General features: G+C 47.5%; 9 protein-coding genes. 6 read left to right on the top strand and 3 right to left on the bottom strand.

From position 1 onward, the window contains the following. The first annotated feature begins 59 nt into the window (after positions 1–59). Together PTQ21_RS11905 and PTQ21_RS11900 are read left to right on the top strand one after the other, a co-directional pair. Positions 60–1,310 (top strand): MDR family MFS transporter, encoded by a 1,251-nt coding sequence (locus PTQ21_RS11905; protein WP_274569989.1) that lies wholly within the window; start codon positions 60–62, stop codon positions 1,308–1,310. A 154-nt stretch (positions 1,311–1,464) separates the two neighbouring features. Further along, positions 1,465–3,645, top strand: a complete 2,181-nt coding sequence (locus tag PTQ21_RS11900) for a serine hydrolase domain-containing protein (protein WP_090808127.1) — start codon at positions 1,465–1,467, stop codon at positions 3,643–3,645. 160 nt (positions 3,646–3,805) lie between these two features. On the opposite strand, the gene PTQ21_RS11895 is transcribed toward PTQ21_RS11900, so the two are convergent. Together PTQ21_RS11895 and PTQ21_RS11890 are read right to left on the bottom strand one after the other, a co-directional pair. Further along, complete coding sequence (locus PTQ21_RS11895) at positions 3,806–4,861, bottom strand: hypothetical protein (protein ID WP_079695266.1); 1,056 nt, start codon at positions 4,859–4,861, stop codon at positions 3,806–3,808. Beyond that, positions 4,861–6,696 (bottom strand): HSP90 family protein, encoded by a 1,836-nt coding sequence (locus tag PTQ21_RS11890; protein WP_072734310.1) that lies wholly within the window; start codon positions 6,694–6,696, stop codon positions 4,861–4,863. The genes PTQ21_RS11895 and PTQ21_RS11890 overlap by 1 nt, the downstream gene beginning before the upstream one ends. Positions 6,697–7,144: 448 nt before the next feature. Here PTQ21_RS11890 and PTQ21_RS11885 point away from each other — a divergent pair, with 448 nt between their 5' ends. From PTQ21_RS11885 to PTQ21_RS11870, 4 genes are all read left to right on the top strand, one after another. Beyond that, positions 7,145–8,050, top strand: a complete 906-nt coding sequence (locus PTQ21_RS11885) for an ABC transporter ATP-binding protein (protein ID WP_274569988.1) — start codon at positions 7,145–7,147, stop codon at positions 8,048–8,050. Further along, complete coding sequence (locus PTQ21_RS11880; protein ID WP_274569987.1) at positions 8,043–8,876, top strand: ABC transporter permease subunit; 834 nt, start codon at positions 8,043–8,045, stop codon at positions 8,874–8,876. The genes PTQ21_RS11885 and PTQ21_RS11880 overlap by 8 nt, the downstream gene beginning before the upstream one ends. 152 nt (positions 8,877–9,028) lie before the next feature. Next, positions 9,029–10,315: a DUF5050 domain-containing protein gene (locus PTQ21_RS11875; protein ID WP_274569985.1), complete on the top strand. Its 1,287-nt coding sequence runs from the start codon at positions 9,029–9,031 to the stop codon at positions 10,313–10,315. 198 nt (positions 10,316–10,513) lie between these two features. Further along, entirely contained in the window at positions 10,514–12,142 is a 1,629-nt protein-coding gene (locus tag PTQ21_RS11870; RefSeq protein ID WP_274569984.1) for a helix-turn-helix domain-containing protein, read from the top strand. 98 nt (positions 12,143–12,240) lie between these two features. Here PTQ21_RS11870 and PTQ21_RS11865 read toward each other — a convergent pair whose 3' ends face one another. Further along, entirely contained in the window at positions 12,241–12,813 is a 573-nt protein-coding gene (locus PTQ21_RS11865; protein ID WP_063564456.1) for a GbsR/MarR family transcriptional regulator, read from the bottom strand. Between the last annotated feature and the right edge of the window lie 114 nt (positions 12,814–12,927).

Genomic DNA, 12,927 nt, shown 5'->3' with positions numbered 1-12,927 from the left:
TTTTCCTCCATTATACTCAGGTACATCGACAACACCAGCGGGAAGGAAGAGAACTGCACATGAAATATACTGATTTGCATCCCAACATCAAGATTCGTATCATTACTGATTTTTTTACGGATCTAACTCAGAAATCCATTATTCCTTTTATGGCGATTTATCTGAGTGTCCAGATTGGTGCAGGCTGGGCAGGTATACTGTTAACCGTTAATATTGTGGCCTCCATGATCGTTGGCTTGGGCGCAGGATACTGGTCTGACCGAGTCGGGCGCAAGAAACTGATGGTCATCGCCCAAATGTTGCAGGTATTCGCCCTGTTCTTGCTGGCTGCCGCCAACTCCCCATGGATGGACTCCGTTCCTTTAACTTGTGTCATGTTTCTGCTTAGTAGCATCAGTTCGGGTATCACCGGACCCATTGCCAATGCCATGATTGTAGACGTGAGCAGTGAACATGAACGTCAGTATGTCTATGGGCTGCAATATTGGACCACCAACGTTGCCGTTACGATTGGTGCGCTGATGGGCGGGTTATTATTCGAGTCCTTCCGCTTCATTTTGTTCAGTCTGGTATGCATGGAGAGCTTGGTTACACTATTTATTCTCTTGTTATATATTCACGAAACAATGGATATTAAACACTCGAATCAGCTTGATGCCCCGATTAATAGGAACATACTGAAAACGTATGGCGGTGTATTTAGGGACAAACGTTTTATGGTGTTTTTCACCGCAACAGTGCTGGCTGTCTCTCTGGAATTCCAAATGGATAAATACATCGCCGTTCGTCTGAAAAGTGAATTCAACGCCCAACTGTTCCGTTGGGACATCTCAGGTCTGCAGATGTTCAGTCTGATCATGGCGATTAACACTGTGCTCGTCGTAATCATGGCCATTCCTTTCTCCAAATGGCTGGGGCGTTTCCAGTCCAGATTTATTATGACTGTCGGCATGTGTCTGTACACTACGGGTTTTGCCGTGCTCGCTTTCAGCAATTGGGCCTGGCTGCTTATTACATCCGCTGTACTGCTAACCATCGGTGAGCTCATGTATGCGCCCGTCCGTCAGGTCATGCTTGCTGGCATGATTCCTGAATCCGACCGTGCTGCCTATATGGCTGCAGACGGCATGAGTTATAACGCGGCCGCTCTCCTGGGTAGTCTTGGCCTAACGATGGGGGCCTTTCTGCCTTCCTATGCAATGGCTGGCCTGTATGTATTGATGGGGATCGGTGCTCTCGTATTTTTCCGTCAGTCGCTCCGGCCGTCAACGGTTCAAAGTGAACCACGACCCTGTGCAGATGCCTCATAAATTCCAAGCTCCTCTATGCTGGACTTTCTCCTGGTAGTTTTGAGTTCTATTGGAAATGTATATCACAATCTACTATCTTGAAACTTATCGGGCCAGTAATCAGTAATAACAGGAGAGTCCTATTTACAAAATTTTCTTTTGAAGGAGTGTTTACATGCATTTATCCAATCGAAGCACCCGCTTCAGACTCACCTCCATAACGGGGGCGTTCATGGCGTTGGTCCTGTCGCTCAGTCTATGGGCACCCGCCGTGCAAGCGGAGACCGCACCTGCTGCGGTCAATGAAAAAGGGAAAGTGACAGCGCTGACAACGGAGTCCGCGACAGCCTTTCTGGATACATTTTTTGATTCCGCCGAAGCGAAGGCCCAATATGTTGGTGCTTCCGTAGTCGTTGTCAAAGATGGAAAAGTCGTGGCAGAGAAAGGGTATGGATATTCCGATTTGGAGAGTAAAACGCCCGTTGATCCGAAAAATACCACCTTTCGTATCGCCTCGGTCTCCAAAACATTCACATCAGCCGCTGTCATGCAGCTCGTAGAGCAAGGCAAGGTGGATTTGAAGGCTGATTTCCAGACCTATGTGAAAGGACTGGATTTCGATAATCCTTTTGACAAACCTGTAACGGTAGAGAATCTGCTCACACACACCACCGGATTCGAGATTCGCGACCCGCAGCAGGAAGACATCCATGATGACTTTGACAAAAGTGTATCGATGGAGGAATATGCCAAGTTACATATGCCACCTGTCGTTCGAGAACCTGGTAGCGCCTACATGTACGACAACTTCTCCTTCCTGCTGCTTGGCATGATTGTGGAGAATGTGAGCGGCGAGCCTTTTGAATCGTATATGCAGCAGCATATCTTCAAACCTCTGGGTATGGATAACAGCAGTTTCTTGCTGAACGGCAAGTTCAAAAACCAACTTGCAACAGCCTATGATGCGGGCCATAATCCACTCGACCTGTACACCCTTTCCCCAACACCTATGCCTCAAGGCGGCATGCTCTCAACGGCAGAGGATATCGGGAATTTCATGATCGCTTTCCTGAATGATGGTGTGAAGGATAACGAACGTATTTGGAAAGAATCTACGGTAAAAAGCATGGAACAATACCGTTCTTCCATTCATCCGCTGCTACCCAATACCACTTATGGATTTGAAGCCGCTTTTCAGCTTCCGGGTGCAGGCAGCAGTTCCAAAATTATTACCAAAGCTGGCGACCTGATCGGATTCAGCTCTTATCTCTTCCTTATTCCTGAGCAAAACACCGGCGTTTTCCTTACTTACAACCAGACGGGAGCACTTCGTAATTTCTTCTACCCGGCCTTTATCCAGACGTTCTTCCCGCAATATGCGGAGCCCGTCAAATTCAAGGAATATACACCTCAATCAGCGGATGAGCTGCAACGCTTCGCTGGTCTATACGCGGATCTGCGACTGAGCACCATTGTCAGTTCCCTGAAAGATGGCGGGAAAGAACCCGGACAATTGAGCATTTCAGATGCTTTCATAGGCCCACGTAATCTGATCCAGGTTGAAGATCATCTCTTCAAGGATGAATTAACAGACCAGTTCACGGCGTTTAAGGAAAATGCAGATGGAACCATCTACATGAAAGAACCTTATCTCAACCCGTTCGGATATGAGAAAAAAGGACAGAAACCCCAAGGCTTCCGGGATGTCCAGGCGAATAGTCCTTATGCTGAAGCCATCTATGGATTACAATCCCTTGGATACTATACCAATGATGCAAATGAAGCTTTTCAACCCAAAAATGCCGTTACACGGGCTGAATTCATTGAGGATGTCCTTAAAATGAGCGGGCTGAAAGCCAGCAAAACGACGCCACCTGCGGATACCGACTGGGCAACTCACCCTGCTGCCGGTTACATTCAGCTAGGTTATGAATCCGGCATGATCGCCGGTGCGGATGAGAAACAGTTCAAACCGGATCAGGTCATCACACGTCAGGAAGCTATGGTGATGATTTGGAGAACTCTCCAGCTGCAATATCCAAATGAACTGTTCGAGGATGTGAAGCTGGCCGGGCAGACAGATGCCTGGGCTGTGCCTGCGATCCAGATGATGGTTAAGCTAGGCATCCACGGTCCTGAAGTGAAGGTGCTGGAGGATGGATCAGTCGATTTCCTTGCGCGCAAACCACTGATCCGCCAGGAAGAGGCAGCGATTATGTATAAATTGTTCACGCAGCCAACCGATAAAATCGTAGCTGAGTTGATGGCAAAACAGTCAAAAGCGGAGGCTTCCCCTGAAGACGAAAAACCTGCTGAAGATGCTTCGGCTGCACCTGCAACCGTGAATCCTGAATAAACTGAACACCAGATTGCAATAACAGTATTACTCTCGCACTCATAACATAAAAAATTAAACAGGCTTGTTCGAAGGAGGAGCTTCCTCCCTCTGAACAAGCCTGTTTTGATTTGTACGCTGACCATTTGTAGCCGGAATGCTCTGCTGTCTTCCTCTTCTCCTATACCTCGCTTAACATGGAAGAGACATGTTGATTGCCATTCCGCTGGTCATATTTGTCTGCGGCCGCTTTGGCATATGCCGCAAAATAGTCGGCCAGTATACGCAAATCTCCTGAATCTCCTTCATAAGGGAATGAAGCGGGAAGCCGCAATCGGTATCCTGGAGATTCATCAGCCCAGCGGCGCAACAATTGTGCTGCTCTGGCATAGAACATCATTTTGGCAAACGGATCTTCATGGTCCATCGCGAGCACTATACTTTCTTCCAGTACATCGATGCCCTTCGCCGGGTTCGTGCGTGCAAGATAATCCATCTGCTCAGCAAAGCTCTGCACAAAATCATTATGTCCTTTGATCATGCGATAGCCTTTGGCCTGATGTTTGTCAGCTTCATCAATCTTGCCAAGTCGGTATAGTGGCATCAAAATCTCCGATAAGGTCAGGTGCGGAATTTCGGCACAACTCATTCTCCCTTTCAAAATGGGCTTCGCTGCTTCCAATACCTTCTCATCATCACCTGCCAATAACCAGTAGCGCATGATCTCGTCCTGCTCACAGGCTTCACAATCACTCATAAAGTCACGATCCATACTTCTGAACTTCGTATAACTGGTACCCGCCTCCTCCAGATCGCCAAGATCCATGGATATGCGGAATCGATAATACCAATACGAACGTTCACTGTACCCAAATGATTTGAAGCGACGTCCAAAGTCCTCCAGCAGCTCCATCATTTTATCGCGAGACACTTCCGGGAAGCTGGATAGTTCTCCCAAAATCCATTTATACGACCACATTAACGTTTCTTCGTCATAGCGTTCTGGCTCTTGATCAAACTTGCCCAGCTGCCAGGAAAAAGCAATCAGTGCTTTCATCGGATAACCGCAGAATGTCGCGGTCTCCACGATCTCTGAACGCGCTTCGTACGCTTCCTCCTCCATGCCATTCACATCGGCGACTCTTGCCGCTTCCTCTAGCATGCCAAGCTTCGCTGTTCCATTAGGCAGGCCATAGGCCTCATCCATCAAATCCTCAAAATCCATTTCGGTCTTCATCAGGCATCCCCCTTACGATCTGTATTCGCACGCAAACCCCAATCAATAAAACGAACGATGCCCTGATTCAGCACCTCAAGCTCCTGTCGATTCATCGCATAATGCCCCATCATTAATGCATTGACATACAACATCTCAATGGCAATGGGAGTCATTTGGGCATCCGGTGTAGTCAGGACCCGCTGAATAATTGGATTGCTGATGTTCAGGTACAGGGTCGAATAACCTGCGGAACTAATTCCGGATGACAATGATCCAAGGACGGAGGAGAATAATTCTGTACTCTCCTCACTTGCTTTTTCCAATGCACGCAGCGTGGAAGACTCCTGCGAGAGCGTGAACAGCACCGGCAAATCAGCTGGCTTGAAGCCCTTGACCTCTGCACGGCAGCGGAAACGTTGCAAAGCAGAGTCAGCAAGGCGCAAGGCATCATAATACTGATTCCGTTCAGCTGGTGGCACATCGGTGAAACTCATGGATACCTCATCCGGCTGCAACCGCTGCGTCTGTACATGCTGCACCACTTGTGGCAGCATTGCCATCAAATCGCTGTCGTAGATGTATCCACCGTTAATGACCAGCATCGATTGGGCTGACGCGACATGATGAATCTGGCGATACTCATCCACTGTGGTAGTGAAGTACAACGTCTCTCCCTCACTCATCAACTCGCCCAGTTCCCGATGACCACGGGTACTTTCAAATGGAAGCCAGCGGTGAATCATGGCATAGAACTCCTGATCCTGCACAGCCAGTGCCTTCATCGACAGCGCATGCAGGCGAATCAGCTTTTGCAGCCGTTCCGTCTGGCGCTCAGCCATGTCGGCCAATCCTTTACGAAGGGCATCGCCAAGTTCGGAGCGAACCTCTTCCAGCTTTTCATTTTCATAAAAATGTTCCCGTGAAGCTGTAGGTTGAAGCTCGTCTGTCCAGATAAGGCATTTCACGAAAAAGGCCCAATCCGGCAAAATATTCTCCGCCTTCTCCGAGATTAGCATCCGCTTCAGATACACCCGGTGAGAACGCTTGGCATTCAAATTAACTGCATGCGGAAGAACAAATGCGATGCCTCCTGTACGACCTGAAGCCGTCGTCAGTGGGATAAAATCCTGAAACTTCTCTCCCAGCAATCGTTCACCAAAAGCCAGCACTTCCGCTCTGCGTCCACGTGCAAGCCCAGGCTCCATCAACCAGATCGGTGACTCGCTATTGACGATATGTTGAACACCGTCACTATGCAGGATGACTGGATAAGGCAGCAGCGCTCCATAATAGAACAAGGCTTCTTTCACATATTCCGTTTCAAAATAATGCGCTGCGTCCGGCGTACAACGCAGATATACTTTCGTTCCAGGAGACAACTGTGTCTCCAATTGCCGAATCGTATACGTTCCATCGGGCTTACCCCGCCACTCCATCGAAGGTCCACCCTTCGCGGATTGCGTCAGCATGACGATTTCATGACTCACCATGAAACAGGACAATAATCCGATTCCGAATCGCCCGATAAACGAAGTCTCTCCATCCAGCAAGGCCTGCTGCCCACGCTTCGAGGATTGACCTATCATCGCGAGAAATTCATGGATATCGGCTTCTGTCAAACCAATGCCGTTATCCTCCACCATCATGGTCAACTGCTCGCCTGTTCCGGTCAGTTCCACACGTACTTCACCCTGGAATCCCGGTTCCGCTTCTGTTCGAGCTGTAATGGCATCGGTCGCATTCTGCATTAATTCACGTAAAAATACTTTAGGGCTGCTGTATAGATGGTTCGATAGAATCTGGATCATACCGCTTAGATTCACCTGGAAGCGATACTCATTGGATGCTGTCATTTCGCTCACCTTCCTCTGGTCCAAACACATCTGATGTTTCCTACTTGGAAGTGTTCATATGATGTGTTAGACGAAATAGTTATGTAATCACAAGAAATGAGGCGTTCCATTGGATGAATACGCCAAGTAACGACGTTAAACCGGCCTTGGCTAACCAAGACCGGCGTTAGATGAATATTCAGGCATTCATGATATGTAAGAGGCCTTAAGTCTAATTACCACGTTATGGATGGCAATGAAACGAGATATTGCATCCTTTTAACCAGAATACATGGTATAGACCACAGTGAAAACAAACCTGAGACCCGATTTCGCCGGACTTTAGGGTGAAGTTGCTGTTTGCGTTTGGGACTAAAGACGTATAATTTTTATTTTTCGGCCCTCCATTTGAACGATATATCTCATCTGGACGTATAATCTCCAAACTCAGATCGGACGGTGAATGTGCATGATTGAAGTTCGCAACATTTCAAAGCAATTTAAAGTGCATCAGGCACTGAACGATGTCAGCTTCACGGTTGAACAAGGCAGCGTTACCGGGTTGATCGGTCCTAACGGTTCGGGCAAAACCACCCTGATCCGCATCATGAACGGCGTTCTCGGCGCTTCGGGTGGGCAAGTGAGCATTAACGGCCTCGATCCCTTCCGTGAGACGGAGAACGTACTCGCCCTATGCGGCACATTAACCGAGCAGAGTGGATTGTATGAAAATATGAGTGGGCGTGACAACCTGATCTTTTTCGCTGAAGCTTTCGGTGTACAACATGCCAAAGCACGGATTGATGAGCTTGTGGATCTGTTCGAATTGCAGGAATATCAACATCGAAAAGTAGGTACCTACAGCACAGGCATGAAAAAACGCGTAGGTCTAGCGCGGGTGCTGCTGCACCGCCCCTCCATTCTCTTTCTGGATGAGCCAACCAATGGGCTTGACCCGGATGGGATTCAGATGGTCCTCCGAATCATCCGTCGGCTAAATCAAGAGGAACATATGACGATTCTCGTATCGTCTCATGTGTTATCCCAACTATCGGCCGTGTGTGATCGATATATTTTTATGGAAAAGGGGCGTAAGGTTGAGGAAGGTACGGAGCAGGAGATCGTCAACCGATACCTGACCTCACCCCGGATTGAGGTTGAAGCGACCATGCCGAATGGCTGGCAGACGGTAACAGGGTGTACACCGGAGATGGTTTCCGCTAACAAAGCCGTTTTTCAGCTTCAAACCCGTGAAGATATTCCGTTGTTACTGCGACAATTGAGTGAGCGTGGACAAGTCTATCAGGCCCGGATTACGGGCAGCGATCTGGAGAGTATTTATTTTGCCATTAGGGAGGCACATCATCATGAATAACCGACAAGCCATACGTGCACTTGTTCGTAAAGATATTCGAGCTATCACAGCCAGCGTGCAGCTTTGGTTGCCCATGTTGATCGTTCCGCTAGTTATCGGGATCATCATGCCTGGGATACTCATTTGGGCAGCCTCAAGGATGGAACTTGCTTCCCTCGGCAATATGAGCTTCCTGCTTGATACACTGGATAACCTAACCCATGCCGGGCGAATTCCGCAGCTTGCTTCGATGCCTACGGATAACCATCGTATTGTCTATTACCTGGCCTTGTACATGTTCGCACCCCTGTTTCTCATCATTCCGGTGATGGCATCCAGCATTCTGACGGCCAACAGTTTTGCAGGCGAGAAGGAGCGCAAGACTCTGGAAAGTCTTCTGTTCACTCCGATGAGTATGGATACGTTGTTTAAAGGCAAGGTGTTAGCTGCCCTTATTCCTTCCCTGCTGTTATCCTGGATTACCTTCATTATCTACGGAATCATTGCCAATATCCTGTTGTACCCCATGTTCGGGGCATGGATGTTTCCCAATCTGAACTGGATCATTCTGGTTCTATGGGTTGTTCCAACGTGCAGTCTTGTGGTCATTCTGTTAAATGTACTGATCTCGGCGAAGGTACGTGGATTTCAGGAGGCCTATCAACTCGGAGGACTGGTCGTTCTTCCATTGCTTGCGCTGATTGCCGGTCAGGCGAGCGGCATGCTGCTTATCAGTCCTCTCATGTTAATCCTGGTCGGAGCAGTACTTCTGCTCATCTGTTTCATTTTGCTTCGTCTGGTTACTTTGTGGAACAGTCGTCAACAGCTGGCTGAAAGTCAGATTTAGGCTGAATATGGTTGAATATAACGGCAGAAGATCTGATCTTCTGTCGTTTTTATCTGACTGAGATGTGTAACATATTTTCCATAGTTTACCGATATAACGTAAGGTGATAATGTGTTACTTACATACATAAAAAGAAGGGTGACGATTGATTTATGAACAAATGGTCTACACGTATGCATCGCACGGTTTGCACCTTGCTGCTGTTCACACTGATCACGGCAGCAGTGCTTGGAGGCGGAGCCAATGCTAATGCAGCTTCCCTCAGCCAAACTACGGTATATTATGAGTCCGATGGTGTATTGTACAAAGTATCCGGTGACGGAAGCGGAACTACAGAGGTATTGCTTGATTTTGAAGGAGATGGTCTGTCTGCGGCTGGAACCTATCTCTATTACACTCGTTCCGAGTCTTCCACAACGCTGCTTCGCGTTCCCAATGACGGTTCTAGTGATTCCGCTGAAACGTATGCGACAGATGTATTGAGCTACTTTACGGATAACGGGTTCATCTATTATATGGATTCCAAAGGAACGATCTATCGTGGAAATGGCAATAGCGAAGCTTCCGCTGCCACCAAAATTGCAGACAAAGCAGATACAGATTTCCCGCTGCTCGCCGTAACGAAAGGCCGTGTATATTATAACGGGCTCGTTAATGGAAACCCATGGATCGTTTCTAAGGCATCCAATGGAAGCGGAGCAGTGCAACGAATTGCTGCTGGTGCAGTAGAGAGTCGTTATTTTATGAACGTGGCCAAAAACGAACTGCAATTGATGGTGAACACTGACCCATACGAGCAGTACTACTCTACCAACGCCATTATCATGTACAAGGTAAACTACAATACAGGCAAAGGTACAGCAGTTAATCCCAAAGCAAAGCTGGATGTGAACGCTGTTTACGCTGGCGGCTGGGGCAACAATCTGTATGTGTACAACAAAGGCATCAAGCTGGATAGCAACAAGGATTATGATTATTCAACAGGCAAAGCCTTTGCATTAACCACTTCTGGCAAAACACTTCAGATTCATAGTAAGAGCATCCGGGAGGTCAATCCACTGGGTACGGATAAGGTTGTCGTTGTGGATGCAGACAAAAAGGCGTATGCCAAAACCATCGCCGGGAACAAGGTATCCAAATCTGCCAACCTGAATTTGAACAGTGTCACTTTCGTAACTGCTCAGTTGACCAACGGAACACCAACTATTGCATATCTATCCGGTACAAATGGTCTTTATTCCGTGAGCACAGCTCTCAAAGTAACCAAGCTTGCTGGAGAGGAATGGTCAACGTTCCAGCTTCATGACGATGTTCCGGGCATGTTCTACATCAACGCAAATGATCTCTATCGGCTGTATCATGTGCAAGCCAATGGCACAGGCAAAAAGGTGCTAAGCGACGTCTTCCTGGATGATATCCTGTTGGTCGTGCCAAACTAACCCACGCATGTGGGTATAGACTTATAGAGACTTATAGCTATCTCAACATTCTAGTTTCAAATATAGAGGATAACTCTAAAGCCATCACGGCTCTGGGTATCCTCTTTTTTTCATGTCCAAAACTATTTTTCAAAAACATCTTCCATATGAGAATGATAATTGTTATCATTAAGAAAATAAGACAAAAGGATGGTCCGTATGACTGAACAGCTTTCCTTCATTTCTGAAACCTCATCTCTACCGCTCCTCTCTTCCATGTGCCGTGTACGGCGCGGGGAGCATTTCCGTGTGCAAGGCAAGACGGTGTCCCGGCCCATGCTCTGTCTTATTTTACAAGGAGACGGTGTTCTGGTCTTGAACGATACAGTCTATACCGCCGAAGCCAATCAACTGTATGTTCTGAAGCCAGGAACAACGATTGAGGCGGCTGCACGCTCGGCTGTTACGGAGTTTATAATACTTAGCATGGATACGGTATGTTTGCAGCAAGTGCGTGGCCAATGGAAAATGTCCTGCTCCTCTGGTTTCCCGCTGGATTGGGAGACAGGCAGACTGATGGTTCGTCATGACCAACAAGCCAGAGCGCGAGTTGAACAATTGTATGAAGCCTATCGCGGCGTTCACCCCGATCACTTTATCAGTATACATAGCCAGCTGCACGAGCTTTTGCAGTATCTCTCGGAGAACCGGCTTGAAGAAAATTATGAGAAGGTCGATCCGGCGCTTGAACGCAGCATTATGTATATGAAAAGGTTCATGAGTGAAGGTATCAGCATGGATCAACTGGCCAAAATTGCCGGATTGACGCCAAGCTCCTATTCTCGCAGTTTCAAGAAAGCCAAGGGCATGTCACCTACCGATTATCTGAATCGCTTACGGATTGACGAGGCCAAAAAACAGCTCAAGCAGGAAACATGTGTAATCAAAGACGTCGCCGTATCTGTTGGCTATGGCAATGAATATTATTTTAGCCGCAAATTCAAACAAACCTTGGGGATCGCACCCAGCCTATATATGAAAAAAGACCAAATTCGCGTGGCTACCGCGTCCAGAATGGGACTTCATGAGAACCTCTCTTCGCTCGGATTGTCTCCCGTAGCTGCAATGGACGGATTCCATGATCGGGAGCTTGATGAAGTCGAGCAGCAGCAGCGGCTATCCACACAATTGGAGAAATTACGTCAGGCCAAGCCGGACCTGATTATCGGCGACTTTTATCATCAACCCTTTTACGATAAGCTCAAAAGTATTGCACCTACGGTTATCATGGATCAGGCCCATGAATGGAAAGAAAATCATGTACGCTTGGCTGAACTGGTCGGACGGGAGCAGCAGGCCTTACAGAATTTCAAACAGCTTGAGCTTCGCAACCTTGATATCGGACTCCGTTTGAAGCATCATTTCGGGCAAGAACGTATTATGCTTATGCAGGTTACGAATCAGTCTATCCGGCTCCAGGAAAATATCGAGCATCCATTAAATCGCCTTATCTACGGTGAACTTGGACTGAACCCTGCACAGATCATATATACAGACTTAATGACAGATGAGTATGCGGCAGATAGCATCCCCATGCTGGATACGGATCATCTGTTCATGAACCGTGTCTCCAATACTCCTGCCAGTGAGAAACTGCTTCGGCGTATGAAACAAACTACAGCCTGGAATCGATCTCCAGCCGTGTTGAAAGGTAACGTACATGATATATCCGATTGGACTGTACTATCCTGGACCCCCAGCGGACGCCATCAGATCATGGACGAACTGGAACAGATCGTTCAGCAGCTTGTGACCTTATCACGTGTGGGATTAATCGGCCAATTGTAAAGCATGTGTTTTTCTTCATTATAAATGTACAAGTGCGTAACCCCCCAAGACAAAAGAGCCCTCTCCAATTCGGAAAGGGCCCTTTGCTTTTGCTGTTATTAATGTTCCTTGATCTCTTCCTTCGGAACCAGTTTGTATATTTCTTCATCTTCCATGGTATCAATCAAGCGATCCAGCCATTTGTAGTAGGCCTCTGCTTGAAGCACCTTATGCTTGTCTTCCTTAAGAATGTGAAGAAGTTCAGCATCTGCTTGTTCATCCAGATCAGCAATCAAACGATTCAGTTCATCAACGGATTTGCGCAGTACCTGAAGGTTACTCTCCACGGCTTTTCTCCATTTAATCACAAAATAATCCGTAAACGTCTGATGCCAGTCATACTCCACTTCATATAGGTCTTTCCGGGAGCCTTTGCTCCATACTTTATTCACCATTTTTAGATCCAGCAGTGTACGTACGCCGGTACTCATGCTCGTTTTGCTCATTTCCATTTCCCGGCCCATATCGTCAAGGGTCATAGGTTTGTCTGCAAAAAAAAGCAATCCATATAAGTGTCCCGTGGACAGCGTAACGCCGTAGAGATCCATATTACGCCCAATGGCTTCAATGACGCGTTTACGGATCCTAAGAACGGTTGCCTGCTGTTCCTCTTGTAAATGGTCCAAGCTCATGCTTGCAACCTCCATTCTCAACATTCCCAGTCTCGGCAAAATAATTGCAACTGTTTAAGATCCGGCTTACATGGGAAAGTATCCGGCAGGACATCCTATATGCCAACAGGCTTT

Source organism: Paenibacillus marchantiae (assembly GCF_028771845.1).
In the GTDB taxonomy this organism is placed as follows: domain Bacteria; phylum Bacillota; class Bacilli; order Paenibacillales; family Paenibacillaceae; genus Paenibacillus; species Paenibacillus marchantiae.
The sequence above is the reverse complement of the archived record's forward strand: the minus strand, read 5'-3'. Positions and strand labels throughout refer to the sequence as shown.